The following is an 18,491-nucleotide window of genomic DNA, read 5'->3' on the forward strand; positions in this document are numbered from 1 at the left end:
GGGCTCCGGCGGCGCGCCCGGGGGCGGGTGGGACTTCCGGTCCCGGGCGGGGCTCCGGCTATTACCACGAGTACACGGTCAAGACCCCGGGTGTCTCCACCTGTGGCGCCCGCCGGATCGTGACCGGGGACGCGGCGGAGGACTTCTACACCGCCGACCACTACGCGTCGTTCGACCTGATCGACCACAGCTGCCGATCCGACCCCGGCCCGTCAGGCGCGGCGCGGGGACGTCCACTCCAGGCGGGTCCTGACCCGGGGGTCGTGGACGTACTCCAGGGCGGCGAGAGCCGTCTCCCGCGCCGCGCCCTCCGGGTCGCCGTCCGCGAGGGCCGACGCCAGCGCGTCCACGGCGCGCGGGTCCTGACGGATCGCGAGCCCCCGCGCCGCCTCCGCCGCCGTCTCCGGATCGGGGTCGCCGAGCCGCTCCGCGAGGCCCTCCCGTACGAGCGGGGTGTCGTCGGGCAGCTCCGCGAGCGCGAGCGTCGCCCAGTCCCGGACCCGCGCGTCCCCGTCCCCGCTCAGCGCGAGCAGCACCCCGAGCGCCTCCACGTGCCCGGCCGGCACGATCCCGGCGAGAGCGCCGGCCACCGCTCGCCGTACCGCCGCGTCGGGATGCCCGGCCGCCGCGAGGAGTTCGGGCACCGCGGCCGGGTCCGCGCACTCCCCGAGCGCCGACACCACCGAAAGGACCGGCTCCCGCGCCCGGGTCGCCCCCTCCGCCGCGAGCCGCCGCAGCACCGGGACCGCGCTCGGCGCGAAACCGGGCAGCGCACCGAGCACCCGCGCGCCCAGGGCCTGCCGCATCGGGTCGCGGTAGGCGCACCACGCGGCCGCCGCCACGAAGGTCTCCTCGTCGGCCCGGCCGGCCAGTTCGGCCACCGCCGTCGTCCAGTCGTCGAGCTCCGGATCGCCACAGCGCAGAGCCCGCGCCGCCAGCTCCTCGTGCGAGGTCCGCAGACCGAGCGCCGCCTCCAGGAGCGTGGCGATGGCCGCGTGCCCCGTCTGCCGGTCGTCGCCGCGCCCGGGGGCGCCGTCCTCCCGCAGCAGGTCCACGACGACCGTCACCCCGCCGTCCTCCCGGACCCGGCGGACCACGGCCTCGTACGTCTGCCCGCCCTCGTTCCCCGCGACGAGCCCACGCCGCAGCTCGGCCGCGATGTCGACGCCGATCCACCGCCGCGCCTCCCGCAGCGCCGCCTCCCGCGCCCCCGCCCCGTGGTCGAGGAGTGCCCGGACGCAGCCGGTGGAGCCGCGTCGGGCGGCGGCCACGAGCGGCAGGATCCCGTCGGGTCCCCGCCGGTCGGGGTCGGCCCCGTACTCCAGGAGCACCCGGGCCGTGTCGGCGTGGCCGAGCCGCAGCGCCCACGCGAGGGCCGTGAAGCCGTACGCCTCCTCCTGGTCCGCCGCGGCGCCCGCCGCGAGGAGCGCCCGCGCCACCTCGCTGTGCCCGCCGACGGCCGCCCCGCAGAGCGGCAGATCGCCGCCGTCCTCGCCGCTGCCCCGGCCCGGGTCCGCCCCGGCGGCCAGCAGCACCCTGACGATTCCGGCCTCGTCGCCGACGGCCGCGCGGTACAGGGCTGTCTCCCCGTCCTCCCGGGACTCGGGGCCGGCCCCGTCCCGCAGGGCTCGTACGGCCCCGTCCTCGTCCCCGTCCCGGATGGCGTCGAACAGCATGCTCATGCGCCGACCCTGACCCGCCGTCCGGGTCCGGCGCAAATCCGATTCCCCGCCGTGTCCGGAGCGGGCGCCCTTCCTTCGTCCGCTCGTGCACCCGTGTCAGAATCGGGCCGCATGACGCATGATCACGACGATTCGGCGCTGAGTGTCGGCCACGGGGACCCCGCACTCGCGAAGCTCCTGGAGCAGGGACTCGACGCGTTCAACTTCGCCGCGACCGGCACCACCCCCGAGGACCAGGGCGAGCTGTCGGTGAAGGCCGTCGACGAGAACGGCGATCTCATCGGCGGGCTCACCGGCTGGACCTGGAGCGGGCTCTTCGGCATCGACCTGCTGTGGGTCCGTGAGGAGAGCCGGAAGGACGGCTGGGGGAGCCGGCTCCTGCGCGCGGCCGAGGACGAGGCCCGGCGGCGCGGCTGCGACCGGGCGACCGTCTCGTCCTTCACCTTCCAGGCCCCGGACTTCTACCGGCGGCACGGATACGTGGAGACGGGCCGGGTCCTCGGCATCCCGGGCGGTGCCGAGGACGTCCACTTCCACAAGAGCCTGGCCGGGACCTCGTCCTAGTTCACGCACTCCAGGACCGTGCGACACACCCCGCACCTGGCCCGCAGCGCCCGTCCCGCCGGGACCCTCAGGCGCTGGCGGCAGACCGGGCAGAGGAAGGAGACGCCGGTCGCCGGCGCTCCGCCCTCGAAGGCGTACGGGGCTCCCGGGGCCGCCCGGCCCCGGCGCCGCTCCCAGCCGTACCGCCGGCGCTCGGCCCAGCCCGCCCCGGCCAGCGGCGGCGGCGTCCGCTCCCGGTCCGCCTCGGCCCGGCCCCGTACCCACGCCTCGTACGCCACGTCGCTGGTGAACCACGGTGACGGGTCCTCGCCGAACACCCCGGCCCGCTTGGCGAGGACGTAGCCGAACTCCTCCGGGGTCAGATAGCCCAGCTTCTGGCTCTCCACGCCGTCCTGCCGGTAGGCGTCGAGCAGCAGCCAACCCGCACCCAGATAGGCGGTGACGACGTCGGTGAGGATCTCGTTCTCCTCGGTATCGGGGAAGCCGAGTCCGAGCCGGTGCAACAGAACATGGGTGATCTCGTGGGCGAGTGCGGCGCCGATGTCCCGGCGACGGGTCCGAAAACGGTCGTTGAGTTCCACGAAGTACTCGGGCCCCGCGGCGAGTTCGACGGAGGCCGCGTGTTCCATCGGCCGGAAACTCACCACCATCCGCGCTTCGGGCAGCCGCAGGTGCCGGACGAGCGCGCGGGCCACCCGCTGGGTGCCGAGATGAAGGTCCTCGACGCTGCCGAGGGCCACGTCGGCGGCGGGCACGCTCGCCGGATAGCGGTGCACGCCGTCCGCCGAGAGGCGTCGGTAGAGCGCCGTGAGCGCGGCCCCGATCGTGGCGCGGTGCGGAAAGCCGTGGGCGACGCGGTCGCCCTCCCGACGGTTCGGCATGCCGGATTCCCCCCTCCCTTCCACTGTACGGTCCCGCCACTGGATCTGGCCGAAAAGGCTTTCTTGTGGCGGCAGTTGAAGCCTGTCCATAATCCGGACATGACTTGACGGGCGCATGTCATCGCCCGTCGGGCTCAACCCCCCATGAAAGAAGGCAGACACGTGAAGCAGAAGAGAATGGTCCGCGCGCTGCAGAAGCTCGCCGCGGCCGGCGCCGTCGTCCTGGCGGCCGTCAGCCTCCAGCCCACCAGCACCGCCTCCGCCGCCCCCGCCCCCGTCGTCGGCGGCGTCCGCGCGGCCCAGGGCGAGTTCCCCTGGATGGTCAGGCTCTCCATGGGCTGCGGCGGCTCGCTGATCACCCCGCAGATCGTGCTCACCGCGGCCCACTGCGTGAGCGGCTCCGGCAACAACACCAGCATCACCGCCACCGCGGGTGTCGTGGACCTCCAGAGCAGCAGCGCCATCAAGGTCAGGTCCACCAAGGTCCTCCAGGCCCCGGGCTACAACGGCAAGGGCAAGGACTGGGCGCTGATCAAGCTCGCCAGCCCCATCACCTCCCTGCCCAACCTGAAGATCGCCGAGACCACCGCGTACAACAGCGGCACCTTCACGGTGGCCGGCTGGGGCGCCGCCCGTGAGGGCGGGTCGCAGCAGCGCTACCTGCTGAAGGCGAACGTCCCGTTCGTCTCCGACGCCTCCTGCCAGGCCTCGTACGGCAACGACCTCGTCCCCGCCGAGGAGATCTGCGCCGGCTACACCCAGGGCGGCGTCGACACCTGCCAGGGTGACTCCGGCGGCCCGATGTTCCGCAAGGACAACGCCGGAGCCTGGATCCAGGTCGGCATCGTCAGCTGGGGCGAGGGCTGCGCGCGGGCCGGCTACCCCGGCGTCTACACGGAGGTCTCGACCTTCGCCGCCGCCATCAAGTCGGCCGCGGCCACGCTGTAACGGCGACACGTGAACGGGTGCCCCGGAGCGGCCTCGGCTCCGGGGCACCCTCATGCGCGCTCTTGTTCTTCGTGCGAGCTCACAGGACGTCGAGTTCGACCCCGACGCCCGCCCCGCCCTCCAGCTCAAGCACCCACACCTCGTTCGCGCCCTCCCGCAGCACCGGGCCCGGTACGAACAGGGCGTCCTGCGGGCCGGCCGCCGCCCAGTACCGGCCCAGGCAGAAACCGTTCACCCACACGAAGCCCCGGGTCCCGCCCGGCAGCCGCAGCCACGCGTCCCCCGCGCCCGCGACCTCCAGCGTCCCCCGGTGAAGGCCCGGCCCGCCGGGCTCGGCCCCGTCCGCCGAGGACGCGAACGGAACCTTCTCCACCGCCGCCGCCTCGAAGGCGTCCAGCCGCAGCCCCCGCGCCCGGAACCCGTGCAGATACTGCCGCTCGTGCCGTACGCCCCCCGTGATCCCCTTCGGCTCCGCCTGCCGCGGCCCGTAGTTGACCCGGCCCAGCGACTCCACCCACAGGTCCACGACCGCGGGACCCGCCACCGGCTCCGCCAGCGCCACGTCCTCCCCGTCCGCCGTGTCGAGCACCCCCGCCAGGGCCCCGCCGACGTACACCACCGCCCGGTCCCGCAGCCCCGTCACCCCCAGCGGGTACGGCTGCCGCGGCCCCGGCACCGCCACCCGATAGCGGACAAGGCCCCGGTCCACGCCCAGCTCCTCGAAGGTCGGCGGCACCGGCGCCACCGTCTCCTCGTCGCCGAGCACCTCCAGGACCACGTCGAGCGCCGCCCAGCCGTCGAACCCGCCCCGCACCGGCACCGCAAGGCGTGCCGGCGGATCCGGCAGCTCCGGCAACGGCCCCTCCGCGTACTCCGCGAGCACCTCGCGGAAACGCCAGAACTTCTCCGTCGGCCGCCCCGCCTCGTCCACCGGCGCGTCGTAGTCGTACGAGGTCACCGTCGCCCGCAACGGCCCGTCGTGCAGCTCACCGGCCCGGTTCGCCCCCGCCCAGCCGGCGAAGTTCGTGCCCCCGTGCGCCATGTACACATTCACCGAGGCCCCGCACTCCAGGATCTCCCGCAGCGCCTCCGCCGCGTCCCCCGCGCCCCGCACCGCGTGCTCCGTGCCCCAGTGGTCGAACCAGCCGCACCAGAACTCCATGCACATCAGCGGCCCCGACGGCTGATGGCGCCGCAGCGTCGCGAACCCCTCCCGCGCCCCCGAGCCGAAGTTCGCCGTCGCGAGCACCCCCGGCACCGAACCACCCGTCAGCATGTGGTCCTCAGGACCGTCCGAGGTGAACAGCGGCACACTCACCCCGCAGCCGCGCAACAGCTCCGCCAGCCACTCCAGATAGCCCCGGTCGCTGCCGTAACTCCCGTACTCGTTCTCCACCTGGACCAGGATCACCGGCCCGCCCCGGTCGACCTGCCGCTCCACCACCTGCGGCAGCAGCCGCCGGAACCAGGCCTCCACCGGCGCCAGGAACGCCGGGTCGAGGGTCCGCACCCGCCGCCCGAGCGGACCGGTCAGCCAGTGCGGCAGACCGCCGTTCTCCCACTCGGCGCAGATGTACGGCCCCGGGCGCACGATCGCCCACATCCCGGCCCGCTCCACCGCGTCCAGGAACCGGCCGAGCGCCTCCACGTCCCCGTACCGGCCCGGCTCCGGCGCGTACAGGTTCCAGGGGACGTACGTCTCCACAGAGTCGAGGCCCATCGCCCGCAGCATCCCGAGCCGGTGCTCCCACTGCTCCTCGTGCACCCGGAAGTAGTGCAGCGCCCCCGACAACAGCCGCACCGGCCGCCCGTCGAGCAGAAAGTCCTCGTCACCCACAGCGAACGTGCTCATGGCCTCACCCTCACCCCCTGGCGGCGGAGCGGTCCATGGACAAAGATCGTCGCAGTTTGGACGTTACGGCCCGGACGGCACGGCACGGCTCAGCACGACAGGGCTCAGCACGGCTCGGCAACAGCACAGCACGGAGGGGCTCACCGCATGTACCACACCTGGATGCGCTACTTCACGCCCAGCCCCGTCCACCACCGCCTCGGCCTCGTCTGCCTCGGCGTCGGACTCCAGCACGGCACCCTGCCCACCGTCGGCCCCCGCACCCTCGACCACCACGTCGCCGTCGTCGTCTCCGCCGGCAGCGGCTGGTACCGGGCAGCCGACGGCCGCCGCGGCACCGTCACCGCCCCCGCCGTGCTCTGGCTGACCCCCGGCGTCCCCCACCACTACGGCGCCGACCCCGGCACCGGCTGGGACGAGGCGTTCGTCGACTTCGCGGGGCCCGCCACCACCACGTACACCGAACTCGGCTACATCGAACCCGACCGGCCCGTCGTCCCCCTCTCCGACGCCGCCCCCGCCCGCTCCGCCATCAGCCGGATCGCCCGCGCCGCCCGCCCCGGCAACCCCCTCCTGGAGGTCGAGACCGGCGCCGCCGTCCACGAACTCCTCGTCGCGCTGCGCCGCGCCCGCGCCGACACCAACGCCGACGGCGACCCCGTCCTCGCCGCCCTCGCCCGCGACGCCTTCCAGCCCCTCACCGTCGCCGACCACGCCGCCCGGCACGGCATGACCGCCGCCGAGCTGCGCACCGCCGTCCGCCGCGCCGCCGGCTGCAGCCCCAAGGACTACCTGCTCACCGTCCGCCTCGGCCGCGCCAAGGAACTCCTCGCCGCCACCGAACTGCCGGTCGCCGCCGTCGCCCGCCGCGTCGGCTACGACGATCCCGCCTACTTCTCCCGGCTCTTCACCCGCAGGGTCGGCACCGCCCCCATCCGCTTCCGCGAGCAGCAGGGGCGGGCCGTGCACGGCGGCTGGAGCGACCGCGTTCCGGATCCCGAACACCCGCCCACGATCCTCCCCAGATCCGTCTAAGCTCGCAGATCATGAGTGACCCCACCGATCCCCACGCCATCGACGAGTCCGTACGGGCCGAACTGACCCGGCTGCGCGAAAGCATCGACAACATCGACGCGGCGGTCGTGCACATGCTCGCCGAGCGCTTCAAGTGCACCCAGCAGGTCGGCGTCCTCAAAGCCCGGCACCAGCTGCCGCCCGCCGACCCCGCCCGCGAGTCACGCCAGATCGCCCGGCTGCGGGAACTCGCCGAGAGCGCGAAACTGGACCCGGCCTTCGCGGAGAAACTCCTGAACTTCATCATCGCCGAGGTCATCCGCCACCACGAGACGATTGCGGACGGAGCACGCTGATGGCCCGCGTCACGGTCTTCACCCTCGGCGGGACCATCTCCGCGCGAGGCGGTGAAGCGGCCCGCATGAGCGGCCAGGAGGTCCTCGCCGAGCTCGGCGGAGACCATGACGTCGTCCTGAACGACTTCCGCCGCATCCCCAGCTCCACCCTCACCCACGCGGACCTCGCCGCCCTCGCCGCCGAGGTCCGCGCCACCGTCGCCGCCGGCTCCGGCGTGGTCGTCGTCCAGGGCACCGACACCCTGGAGGAGACCGCCTTCCTCCTCGACCTGCTCTGCACCACCGAGCAGCCGATCGCCGTCACCGGCGCCATGCGCCGCCCCGACCTGCCGGGCGCCGACGGCCCCGCCAACCTCGCCGCCGCACTCGCCGTCGCCGCCTCCCCGGCCTGCCGGAACCTCGGCGTCCTCGTCGTCGCCGCCGACGAGATCCACACCGCCCGCCTCGCCCGCAAGACCCACACCACCTCCGTCGCCACCTTCGCCTCACCCGGCGCGGGGCCGATCGGCAGCGTCGTCGAGGGCGAGCCCCGCATCCTGCTCCGCCCCGTTGTCCCCGCCGGGCTCTGCCCGCTGAAGCTCGACCCCGACGTCCGGGTGGCGCTCGTGACCCTCTCCCTCGGCGACCGCGGCGAACTCCTCGACGCCGTCGACCACCGCTTCCAGGGCCTCGTCGTCGCCGCCTTCGGCGCCGGACACGCGCCCGCGTGGCTCGTCGACCCGCTCGCCGAACTCGCCCGCCGCATCCCGGTCGTCCTGGCCTCCCGTACGGGCGGCGGCACGACCCTCGCCGACACGTACCGCAGCCCCGGCTCCGAGTACGACCTGCTGCACCACGGACTGATCCCGGCCGGCCCCCTCGACCCCGCCAAGGCCCGGATCCTGCTCCACACCCTGCTCTCCAGCGGCGCCGCGGGACCCGACGGCTACGACCGCCCCCGTATCACCGCGGCCTTCGCCCACCTGAACGGCACCGGGGTGGCATAGCCACGAGCTGCGGAAAGAGGCGATCGCCGGTTTCCGCACCCCCATACCGCCGCAGAAGAGCATCGGGCAGCATAGGGCGCATGTCCGTACTGACGCGCGACGAAGCGCAGACCCGTGCCCAGCTGCTCGACGTCCACCGCTACCTGGTGGACATCGACCTCACCACCGGCGCAGAGACCTTCGAGACCACCAGCACCATCCGGTTCACCGCCCGCGCCACCGGGGACACCTTCGTCGAGCTCAAGCCCGTCACCCTGCACTCCGCCACCCTCGACGGAGAGGCCCTCGACCCGGCCTCCCTCACCGGCAACAGGCTTCCGCTGAGCCTCACCAAGGGCGAGCACGAGCTGCGCGTCACCACCACCATGCGCTACTCCCGCACCGGTGAGGGCATGCACCGGTTCACGGACCCCACCGACGGCGAGTCGTACGTCTACACCCAGCTCTTCATGGAGGACGTCCAGCGCGTCTTCGCCGCCTTCGACCAGCCCGACCTGAAGGCCGTCTTCGAGCTGACCGTCACCGCCCCCGACGGCTGGACCGTCCTCTCCAACAGCATCACCGAGCAGCAGCCCGACGGCAGCTGGAAGGCCGCCCCCACCCCGCTGCTCTCCACCTACTTCGTCTGCGTCGCCGCCGGACCCTGGCACTCCGTCCGCACCGAGCACGCCGGGCTGCCCTTCGGCATCCACTGCCGCCGCTCCCTCGCCCCCCACCTCGACGCCGACGCCGACGAGATCCTCGCCGTCACCAAGGCCTGCTACGACCGGTACCACGAGAAGTTCGAGGAGCCGTACCCCTTCGACTCCTACGACCAGGCCTTCGTCCCCGAGTTCAACGCGGGCGCCATGGAGAACCCGGGCCTCGTCACCTTCCGCGACGAGTTCGTCTTCCGCTCCGCCGTCACCGTCACCGAACGCCAGACCCGCGCCATGGTCATCGCCCACGAGATGGCCCACATGTGGTTCGGCGACCTCGTCACCCTCCGCTGGTGGGACGACATCTGGCTGAACGAGTCCTTCGCCGAGTACATGGGCTACCAGACCGTCAACGAGGCCTGCGGCGACCTCTTCCCCGACACCTGGGTCGACTTCGGCATCGCCAGGAAGGCCTGGGGGTACGAGGCCGACCAGCGGCCCTCCACGCACCCCGTCGCCCCCGACCCGGAGGCCGTCCCCGACACCGCCTCCGCACTCCTCAACTTCGACGGCATCTCGTACGCCAAGGGCGCCTCCGCCCTCCGCCAGCTCGTCACCTGGCTCGGCGAGAAGGACTTCCTCGCCGGCATCAACATCCACTTCAAGCGGCACCGGTTCGGCAACGCCACCCTCGCCGACTTCATCGACAACCTGGCCGCCGCCACCGACCGCGACGTCCACGGCTGGGCGGAACAGTGGCTGCGGACGACGGGCGTCGACACCCTGAAACCCCGCCTCGAGGGGGAGGGCAGCCGCTGGCAGCTCACCGTCGACCACGAGGGCAGCCGCCCGCACCGGATCGAGGTCGGCGTGTACGACCGGGACGCCCTCGACGCCCCGGTCCTGCGCGAGCGCCGCCAGATCGACGTCCCGCAGGCAGCACCGCTCGACCTGCCCGGACCGCGGCCCGCCCTGGTCGTCCTCAACGAAGGTGACCTCACCTACGCCAAGCTGCGCTTCGACGAGACCTCCGAGTACACGGTCCTGTGGGCGCTCTCCTCCATCCCGGACCCGGTCACCCGCGCCGTCGTCTGGAACAGCCTGCGCGACATGGTCCGCGACGGGGAGCTGGAACCGGAGACCTACCTGGCGGCCGCCGACGCACACCTCCCCTGGGAGACCGAACTCGCCATCGTCCAAGGCGTCCTCGGCTTCGCCCGCAGCGAGATCGCCGATCGTTACGTCAGCGAGGACGAGCGCCCGGCCGCCCTCGCCACGATCAGCGAGATCGCCCGCGCGCTGCTGCGCCGCACCGAGGACGGTGAGGCGCCCGGTCTCCGCCTCACCGCCGTCCGCGCGTACGTCGACAGCGCCGCGACCCCTGCCAAGATCGCCTCCTGGCTCGACGAGGGCACCGTTTACGGCGGCCCGGAGCTCGACCCCGAGCTGCGCTGGCGCATCCTGGCCCGCCTCGCCGTCCTCGGCGCCACCGACGAGCCCACGATCGCCGCCGAACTGGAACGGGACCCGAGCGCGACCGGCCAGGAGGGCGCGGCGCGCTGCCGGGCGTCCCTGCCGTCGACGGAGGCGAAGGCGGCGGCGTGGTCGGCGCTCTTCGACTCCGACGACCTCTCCAACTACCTGTTCACCGCCACCGCGCAGGGGTTCTGGCAGCCCGAACAGGCCGATCTGGTAAGGGAGTACGTGCCCCGCTTCTACACCGACGCGATCGCCCTTGGCGCCCGCCGGGGCCCCGCGATGGCCGAGGCGGCGGGCCGCTACGCGTTCCCGGCGTACGCGATCGACCCGGAGTCCCTGGCCCGGGGCGAGGCCCACCTGGACGACGACACGATGATCCCGGCGCTCCACCGCAAACTGGCAGACCAACTGGACGACCTCCGCCGAGTCCTGAAGACCCGCAACACCTGACCCGTCCGCCGAACCGACACCCACCCACATCGCGGGCACCCGCCCCGCCGGCCCCCGCGTCGCGGGCACCCGTCCCGCCGGACCGACGCCCACCCTCCACCCCGTTGTGGGCATTCGTTCCGCTGGGGGCGGTGCCCGCCCGCCCGCACCTCGCCGCGGGCGCAACGGACGGCGCGCTCCCCCCCGCCGCCCTCGTTGTGGGCAACTGTTCCGCTGGGGCGGAACGGGTGGGCACAACGGAACGGTGCCCCTTGCCGGGCCTAGGCTTCCGCGCCTGTACCCGCACCGGGTGTGCGCCGCACTGCTTGGTGCGGGTCCAGGCACAAGAGGGCGGGGCGCCGCATAGGGCGCCGTCCCGTGTGCCCACCCGTCCCGCCCTGCGGGACGATTGCCCACACGGGGGGTGGGGGCGGTACGGGCGGTTGCCCGCACGGGGGTGGGGACGGTACGGGCGGTTGCTCGCACGGCGTGGGGGCGGGTGCGGGCGGTCGCCGCACGGGGTGCGGGTGGTTGCCCGCACCGCGGTGGGTGGGCTCGCGGGACGAATGCCCGCACGGCCGCCACGCCCCGTCCCCCGTTCGGGTCACAACCCCCAACTCCCCGGACACACCGCCAAAAACCCCGGCACCCTGTCGTCCATGCGTGCCGCACCCCCACCCCTCGCCGCCGACCCCACCCCCCTCAGCCGCTACCTCGGCACCGCCCTCGACGCCCTCCGCGAAGGAGCCCGGGCCAGGGGCGGCCCCCTCCCCGCCGGCGGCCCGGAAGCCGTGACGCGCCACGTCCGCGAGGCACTCGGCGACGTCCTGCCGGAGCGCGGCACCGGTCCCGACGAGGCCCTCCGCACCCTGGTCCGCGTCCTCGCGGAAGGCGCCGCCGACCCCGCCCACCCCCTCTGCGCCGCCCACCTCCACACCCCGCCCCTCGCGCTCGCCGCCGCCGCCGACCTCGCCGCCTCCGCGCTCAACCCCTCCATGGACTCCTGGGACCAGGCACCCGCCGCCTCCGCCCTCGAAGCGGAGGTGACGGTTGCCCTCGCCGCCGAGGTCTTCCCCGGCGCGGCGACCCCCGACGCCCTCGTCACCACCGGCGGCACCGAGTCCAACCAGCTCGCCCTGCTCCTCGCGCGAGAACGCCACGGCCAGGCCCTCCGTACCGTCGTCGGCGCGAACGCCCACCACTCCTTCCACCGCGCCGCCTGGCTCCTCGGCCTCCCCGAGCCGATCACCGTCCCCACCCCGAACGGCACCATCGACCCCGCCGCCCTCGCCGAGACCCTGGCCCACACGCACGGCCCCGTCCTCGTCGCCGCCACCGCCGGCACCACCGACGAGGGCCTGATCGACCCACTCCCGGCACTCGCCGACACCTGCGCCGCCCACGGCCCCGCCGAACTCCACGTCGACGCCGCCTACGGCGGCCCCGTCCTCCTCAGCCGCACCCACCGCCCCCTCCTCGACGGCCTCGACCGCGCCCGTACCGTCACCGTCGACCTGCACAAACTCGGCTGGCAGCCCGCCGCCGCAGGACTCCTCGCCGTACGCGACACCGCCGACCTCGCCGCCCTCCGCCACACCGCCGACTACCTCAACGCGGACGACGACACCGAGGCCGGCCTCCCCGACCTCCTCGGCCGCTCCCTGCGCACCACCCGCCGCCCCGACGTCCTCAAGACGGCCGTCACCCTCCGCGCCCTCGGCCGCACCGGCCTCGGAGCGCTCGTCGACACCTGCATGGACCTCGCCCAGGACCTCGCCGACCTGGTCGAGAAGACACCGGGACTCGACCTCCGCGCCCGCCCCACCCTCACCACCGTCCTCTTCCGCCCCAGCGGCGCCGACGACCGGGCCGTCGCCGACATCCGCCGCACCCTCCTCACCGAGGGCCGCGCCGTCCTCGGCCGCGCCCGGGCCGACGGCCGCCTCTGGCTCAAGGCCACCCTGCTCAACCCCCACACCACCCCCGCGGACCTGGCACAGATCCTCACCCTCGTGGAAGGCAGCACGCACCGATGACCGGCAGCACTCCCAAGGACGACCTCGACCGGCCCCACGACCTGGTGGGCGTCGGCATCGGCCCCTTCAACCTCTCCCTCGCCGCCCTCGCCCAGGGCGTCCCCGGCGGCATCGCCGCCACCTTCTACGAGCAGCGGCCCGCCTTCCACTGGCACCCCGGCCTCCTCCTCGACGGCGCCACCCTCCAGGTCCCCTTCCTCGCCGACCTGGTCACCCTCGCCGACCCCGCCAGCCCGTGGACCTTCCTCAACTACCTGAAGAGCCGCGAGCGCCTCTTCCCCTTCTACTTCGCCGAGAAGTTCCACATCCAGCGCGCCGAGTACGACGCCTACTGCCGCTGGGTCAGCGAGCGGCTCCCCGGACTGCACTTCGGCCACCAGGTCGACTCCGTCCGCTGGAACCCCGAACGGCGCCTCTTCGAGGTCGACTTCACCCAGCTCGACCCGGACGGCGAGGCCGAGGCCCTGGGCCGCGCGTACACCCGTAACGTCGTCCTCGGCGTCGGCACCGAGCCCTACGTCCCCGAGCCGCTCAAGCCGCTCGCCGACGCCCCCGGCGTCCCCGTCTTCCACTCGGCCGACTACCTCGCCCACCGCGAGACACTGCTCGCCGCCGGACACGTCACCGTCATCGGCTCCGGCCAGTCCGGCGCCGAGGTCTTCCTCGACCTGCTCAGAGCCCGCCCCGCCGGAGCCGAGAAGATCCACTGGCTGGCCCGCACCGAGGCCTTCGCCCCCATGGAGTACTCCAAGCTGGGCCTCGAACACTTCACCCCCGACTACACCCGCTACTTCCACGCCCTCCCCGAGCCGGTACGCGGCGACCTCGTCCCCCGCCAGTGGCAGCTCCACAAGGGCATCGACGCCGACACCATCGCCGCCATCCACGACGAGCTCTACCGCCGCACCCTGCACGGCGGCTGGCCCGACGCCGTCCTCACCCCCGGCGTCCGCGTCCGCACCGCCGGCCGCGTCGCCACCACCCAGGTCGAACTGCACCTGGAACACCTCCAGCAGGGCACCCGCTCCCGGCTCACCACCGACGCCGTCGTCCTCGCCACCGGCTACCGCGAACGCCCGGTCGACCGGATGCTCGCCGGCCTCGACCCGTACCTCCGCCACGACTCCGCCGGCCGCGCCCGGATCGACGAGCGGTACCGCCTGGTCCTCGCCCCGTCCGTCACCGGCGCCGTCCACGTCCAGAACGCCGAGAAGCACACCCACGGCGTCGGCGCCCCCGACCTGGGCCTCGCCGCCTGGCGCAGCGCGACCATCCTCAACTCGATCACCGGCAAGGAGCCGTACCCGCTGCCCCGCCGCACGGCCTTCACCAGCTTCGGCCTGGAGACACGAGAGGCGCCGAGCATCCCGGCCCAGGACCGGAAGCTGACGCCCCTCGTGCAGCAGTAGAAGCTAGAACACCGGCACACCGCCCCGGGTCAGCTTCCAGTCCACCGACGCGAACTGCCCCGGGTCCACCGTCCCCTTCGCCGTCACCCACTGGATGATCGTGTTGCGGATCTCGTCCGAGTTCGCCCACAGCTGCGGGGCGTTCGCGATGTGCGGGAACGCCCCGCCACCGCTCGCCCGGTAGTTGTTCACCGCGAGGACGAACTTCGCCGCCGGGTCCAGCGGCTTCCCCTCGAAGGACAGGTTCACGATCCGCGACCCGGCCGCCTTCGCGATGTCGATCTCGTACGTCAGACCCGACACGGCGTCGTAGTTGTAGTCCGGGATGCCGTCCGCGTTGGTCAGCTTCGCGGTGTCCACCGGCGCGCCCGCCGGCGTCTGGACGTAGTACCGCGCCGAGTACTCCAGGTACTCCTTCAGCTGGGCGCCCGTCATCAGGCGGGCCTCCATGGTGTTCTCGAAGGGGTAGAGCCCCGCCGCGTCCTTGATGGTGATCCGGCCGGCCGGGATCCGGGCCGTCCGGGAGAAGCAGGAGGCCTGCGAGAGCACCGGCAGGCCCGCGTACGCGCCACCCGCGAGCGCCGCCTTCACCGTCTCCGCCTGGACGACGTTGATCAGGTCGATGATCGGCTCGTCCTTCCACGGCGCGTCGGCCGTGGTCATCGCGACGGTCGAGGTGCCGATGACCTGGTTGACGTACACGACGACCTTGGTGTGCTCGTCCGCGAGCAGCCCCGTGATCTCCGGGTCCTCCGCCACCGTGTTCGAGTTGAGGACCTGCGCGCCGACCTTCTCGACGACCCAGCGGCCCTTCTCCCACACCAGGTCGAAGTCGAAGAGGGTCAGCCGCTGGCCCCACTTCAGCGGCTCGGAGAGGACGACGTCCTTGCCCGTCTCCTTGTTCTTCACCCGGTACTCCGGGATCTCGGTGTGCGCGTGACCCACGAGGATCGCGTCGATGCCCGGCACCTGCTCGGCGACGAGCCCGGCCGCGTTCTCGATGTGGGGGAGCTGGTCACCGTACGAGGACGTGCCGCTCGAACCGGAGTGCGCCGAGACGACCACCACGTCCGCGCCCATCGAGCGCAGCTTCGGCACCCACTTCGCCGCCTGCTCCTCAAGACCGGGAAAGACCATCTTCCCGCTGACGTTCGCCTTGTCCCAGATGGCGATGCCCGGGTTGGTCAGGCCCAGTATCGCGACCTTGACGTCCCTGCCGTGCGGGGTACGCATCCGGTGCATGCTGTACGGCGGGAAGGCCGGGCGCAGCGTCTTCGCGTCGAGCGCGTTGGCGCCGAGCAGCGGGAAGTCGCACTGCTCCTCGAACTTCCGCAGCACCGGGATGCCGTAGTTGAACTCGTGGTTGCCGAGCGCGGCGGCGTCGTACCCGATGGCGTTCATGGCCTGGGCCATCGGGTGGACCGGGCCGCCGGCCTTCGTGATCGGGTCGACCTTGGCGTAGTAGTAGGACAGCTGGGTGCCCTGGATGGTGTCGCCCGCGTCGATGAGGAGGGTGTTGCGGCGGCCCTTCGCCGCGCGGACCTGGTCGACCAGGGTGGAGATCTTCGCGAGACCGACGTCGTTGTGCGCCTTGTCGTCGAACTCCTTGTCCGTGAAGTAGTCCCAGTTGAAGACGTTGCCGTGCAGGTCAGTGGTGCCCATTACGGTGAAGGAGTGCCGCTTGGCCGGCTTGGGACGTCGCTCGTGTGCCTCGGCGGGAGCGGCGACCCCGGCGGTGAGGGCGGCTCCGGCCCCGACGGCGACGGAGCTCTCCAGGAACGTCCGGCGGTTCAACGGCATGTGCTCTCCTTGGTTCGTTCGGCGTCGGCCCACTGGCGCACAACGCGCGTAGATTCTGGCCCAGGCCTCCCCGTGGGCAACAGCCCTTTCGGGTTACGGAGTGGGAAAGTGTTCGCAGACGCAGTCGTCGAACGCGGAGGAGACAGGACCGTGACACAGGAACACGCCCACGCCACCCCCGAGGCGCCCCAGGTGACGGTCCGTGGCGAAGGGCGCCTGGAGGTCGACCCGGAACTCGCCCGGATCGGCGTGACCGTCACGGCCCGGGGAACCGACCGGACGGCGGCGCTCGCGGACCTCACCCGGCGCAACGCCCAGGTGCTCGACCTGCTCAAGGCACAGGGGGACGCCGTCGGCACACTGGAGACCGGCAGCTTCTCGATCGCCCCCGAACTCGGCCGACGCGGCCGGGGCGAACGCGTACAGGCCTACCGGGGCCGCGTGCGGGTCACCGCCGAACTGACCGACTTCACCGTCCTCGGAGAACTGGTGACCCGACTCGCCGACCTGGAACTCACCAGCGTGGACGGCCCGTGGTGGGCACTGCGCCCCGACTCCCCGGCGTACGCGGAGGCACGCCGGCTCGCCGTGACGGAAGCGGTCGCGCGGGCGCGCGCCTACGCCGAAGCCCTCGGCACCTCGCTCGCCTCACTCCTCGAACTCTCGGACGCGGGGCTCGCGGGACCCGGAATCCCGATGCCCCGGGACTTCGCGGGGGCGCCTGTCGCCTTCGCGGCCGAAGGCGTCGGCGAGACACCCCCGCTCGACCTCGAACCGCAGCGGCAGACGGTGACGGCCGAGGTCGTGGCGCGCTTCACGATGCGGCCGCCCGCACTCTGAGACGGGGCTCGCCGGGGCGCGAAAATCGCTCATCGGAGCACCCCCGCGCACAGATTCAAGACTTGTCAACAGCCTTTCACGGAAAGGTTGTTGAGTAGTCATGTCCCGCCAACTCGCTACTGGTGGGTAAGGCCTAGGCTCGACCCATGCGCCGAGCGAAAATCGTTTGCACCCTTGGGCCCGCCACCGACACATACGACCAGATCAAGGCGTTGGTCGAGGCCGGAATGGACGTGGCCCGCTTCAACCTCAGCCACGGCACCTACGGCGAGCACGAGGAGCGCTACCAGCGCGTACGCAAAGCCTCCGACGAGACCGGCCGCAGCATCGGCGTCCTCGCCGACCTTCAAGGCCCGAAGATCCGCCTCGGCCGCTTCCGCGAAGGCCCCGTACTCCTTGAACGCGGCGACGAGTTCGCCATCACCGTCGAACCCATGGAAGGCGACCGCCACGGCTGCGGCACGACCTACTCCGGCCTCGCCGCCGACGTCACCGCCGGCGAACGCATCCTCGTCGACGACGGCCGCGTCACCCTGGAGGTCATCTCCGTCGAAGGACCCCGCGTCAACACCCTCGTCATCGAGGGCGGCATGGTCTCCGACCACAAGGGCCTCAACCTCCCCGGCGTCGCCGTCTCCGTCCCCGCCCTCTCCGAGAAGGACATCGAAGACCTCCGCTGGGCACTCCGCATCGGCGCCGACGTCATCGCCCTCTCCTTCGTCCGCAGCGCCCGCGACATCGTCGACGTCCACCGGATCATGGACGAGGAGGGGCGCCGGCTGCCCGTCATCGCCAAGATCGAGAAGCCGCAGGCCGTCGACAACATCGACGAGATCGTCGCCGCCTTCGACGGCATCATGGTCGCCCGCGGCGACCTCGGCGTCGAGATGCCCCTCGAACAGGTCCCGATCGTCCAGAAGCGCGCCGTCAAACTCGCCAAGCGCAACGCCAAGCCGGTCATCGTCGCCACCCAGATGCTCGACTCGATGATCGACAACTCCCGCCCCACCCGCGCCGAGGCGAGCGACGTCGCCAACGCCGTCATCGACGGCACCGACGCCGTCATGCTCTCCGGCGAGACCAGCGTCGGCCGCTACCCGATCGAGACGGTCCGCACCATGAGCCGCATCGTCGAGGCGGCCGAGGAAGACGTCCTCGCCAAGGGCCTCCCGCCCCTCACCGACCGGAACAAGCCCCGCACCCAGGGCGGCGCCGTGGCCCGAGCCGCCGCCGAGATGGGCGACTTCCTCGGCGCCAAGTTCCTCGTCGCCTTCACCCAGTCCGGCGACACCGTCAAGCGCCTCTCCCGCTACCGCTCCCCGATCCCCCTCCTGGCCTTCACCCCGGACCCGGCCACCCGCTCCCAGCTCAACCTCACCTGGGGCGTGGAGACCTTCCTGGGCCCGCACGTGGACTCGACGGACGCGATGGTGGCGCAGGTGGACGAGGAGCTGCTGAGGATCGGCCGCTGCCGGCCGGGCGACATCGTGGTGATCACGGCGGGCTCCCCGCCGGGGGTCACGGGCTCGACCAACATGGTCAGGGTGCACCACATCGGAGAGGCGCTGACGTAGGGG

General features: G+C 72.8%; 14 protein-coding genes and 1 pseudogene. 11 read left to right on the forward strand and 4 right to left on the reverse strand.

Features of this window, described 5'->3' with window-relative positions; translation table 11 throughout:
• Positions 1 to 41 precede the first annotated feature (41 nt).
• Positions 42 to 194 (forward strand): annotated as a pseudogene (locus ACIRB7_RS27755) (ribonuclease domain-containing protein); the annotation flags it as partial.
• A gap of 18 nt (positions 195 to 212) precedes the next feature.
• Here the strand turns inward: ACIRB7_RS27755 and ACIRB7_RS27760 are convergent.
• Complete coding sequence (locus ACIRB7_RS27760; protein WP_403603661.1) at positions 213 to 1,682, reverse strand: ankyrin repeat domain-containing protein; 1,470 nt, start codon at positions 1,680 to 1,682, stop codon at positions 213 to 215.
• Positions 1,683 to 1,793: 111 nt separating this feature from the next.
• Here ACIRB7_RS27760 and ACIRB7_RS27765 point away from each other — a divergent pair, with 111 nt between their 5' ends.
• On the forward strand, positions 1,794 to 2,246 hold the full coding sequence (locus ACIRB7_RS27765) for a GNAT family N-acetyltransferase (RefSeq protein ID WP_403603757.1): 453 nt from the start codon (positions 1,794 to 1,796) through the stop codon (positions 2,244 to 2,246).
• On the opposite strand, the gene ACIRB7_RS27770 is transcribed toward ACIRB7_RS27765, so the two are convergent.
• Positions 2,243 to 3,127, reverse strand: a complete 885-nt coding sequence (locus ACIRB7_RS27770; protein WP_403603663.1) for a hypothetical protein — start codon at positions 3,125 to 3,127, stop codon at positions 2,243 to 2,245. The genes ACIRB7_RS27765 and ACIRB7_RS27770 overlap by 4 nt on opposite strands.
• Before the next feature lie 177 nt (positions 3,128 to 3,304).
• Between ACIRB7_RS27770 and ACIRB7_RS27775 the strand changes: the two genes are divergently transcribed.
• Complete coding sequence (locus ACIRB7_RS27775; RefSeq protein ID WP_403603759.1) at positions 3,305 to 4,075, forward strand: S1 family peptidase; 771 nt, start codon at positions 3,305 to 3,307, stop codon at positions 4,073 to 4,075.
• A gap of 79 nt (positions 4,076 to 4,154) precedes the next feature.
• Here ACIRB7_RS27775 and ACIRB7_RS27780 read toward each other — a convergent pair whose 3' ends face one another.
• Positions 4,155 to 5,927 (reverse strand): beta-galactosidase family protein, encoded by a 1,773-nt coding sequence (locus ACIRB7_RS27780; RefSeq protein WP_403603665.1) that lies wholly within the window; start codon positions 5,925 to 5,927, stop codon positions 4,155 to 4,157.
• Positions 5,928 to 6,074: 147 nt separating this feature from the next.
• Between ACIRB7_RS27780 and ACIRB7_RS27785 the strand changes: the two genes are divergently transcribed.
• The 6 genes from ACIRB7_RS27785 to ACIRB7_RS27810 all read left to right on the forward strand — a co-directional run bounded on the left by ACIRB7_RS27785 (position 6,075) and on the right by ACIRB7_RS27810 (position 14,274).
• Complete coding sequence (locus tag ACIRB7_RS27785; protein WP_403603667.1) at positions 6,075 to 6,962, forward strand: AraC family transcriptional regulator; 888 nt, start codon at positions 6,075 to 6,077, stop codon at positions 6,960 to 6,962.
• An 11-nt stretch (positions 6,963 to 6,973) separates the two neighbouring features.
• Positions 6,974 to 7,297: a chorismate mutase gene (locus tag ACIRB7_RS27790; RefSeq protein ID WP_351213062.1), complete on the forward strand. Its 324-nt coding sequence runs from the start codon at positions 6,974 to 6,976 to the stop codon at positions 7,295 to 7,297.
• The gene (locus ACIRB7_RS27795) at positions 7,297 to 8,283 is read left to right on the forward strand and encodes an asparaginase (RefSeq protein WP_403603669.1); all 987 of its coding nucleotides are present in this window, start codon (positions 7,297 to 7,299) and stop codon (positions 8,281 to 8,283) included. Before ACIRB7_RS27790 ends, ACIRB7_RS27795 begins: the two co-directional genes overlap by 1 nt.
• An 80-nt stretch (positions 8,284 to 8,363) precedes the next feature.
• Positions 8,364 to 10,850, forward strand: coding sequence for an aminopeptidase N (gene pepN / locus ACIRB7_RS27800; RefSeq protein WP_403603671.1), 2,487 nt, complete (start codon positions 8,364 to 8,366; stop codon positions 10,848 to 10,850).
• A gap of 638 nt (positions 10,851 to 11,488) precedes the next feature.
• A complete protein-coding gene (locus ACIRB7_RS27805; protein ID WP_403603673.1) occupies positions 11,489 to 12,865 on the forward strand; it encodes a pyridoxal phosphate-dependent decarboxylase family protein in 1,377 nt (458 codons plus the stop codon).
• Entirely contained in the window at positions 12,862 to 14,274 is a 1,413-nt protein-coding gene (locus tag ACIRB7_RS27810) for a lysine N(6)-hydroxylase/L-ornithine N(5)-oxygenase family protein (protein WP_403603675.1), read from the forward strand. Before ACIRB7_RS27805 ends, ACIRB7_RS27810 begins: the two co-directional genes overlap by 4 nt.
• A 3-nt stretch (positions 14,275 to 14,277) precedes the next feature.
• On the opposite strand, the gene ACIRB7_RS27815 is transcribed toward ACIRB7_RS27810, so the two are convergent.
• Positions 14,278 to 16,074, reverse strand: coding sequence for a 5'-nucleotidase C-terminal domain-containing protein (locus ACIRB7_RS27815; protein ID WP_403603677.1), 1,797 nt, complete (start codon positions 16,072 to 16,074; stop codon positions 14,278 to 14,280).
• 150 nt (positions 16,075 to 16,224) lie between these two features.
• Here ACIRB7_RS27815 and ACIRB7_RS27820 point away from each other — a divergent pair, with 150 nt between their 5' ends.
• Entirely contained in the window at positions 16,225 to 16,914 is a 690-nt protein-coding gene (locus ACIRB7_RS27820; RefSeq protein WP_403603679.1) for an SIMPL domain-containing protein, read from the forward strand.
• A 146-nt stretch (positions 16,915 to 17,060) separates the two neighbouring features.
• Positions 17,061 to 18,488 carry a pyruvate kinase gene (pyk, locus tag ACIRB7_RS27825; protein WP_403603681.1) on the forward strand — a complete coding sequence of 476 codons (1,428 nt, stop codon included), beginning with the start codon at positions 17,061 to 17,063 and terminating at the stop codon, positions 18,486 to 18,488.
• Positions 18,489 to 18,491 lie beyond the last annotated feature (3 nt).

This window comes from Streptomyces sp. NPDC093795 (assembly GCF_044764665.1).
In the GTDB taxonomy this organism is placed as follows: domain Bacteria; phylum Actinomycetota; class Actinomycetes; order Streptomycetales; family Streptomycetaceae; genus Streptomyces.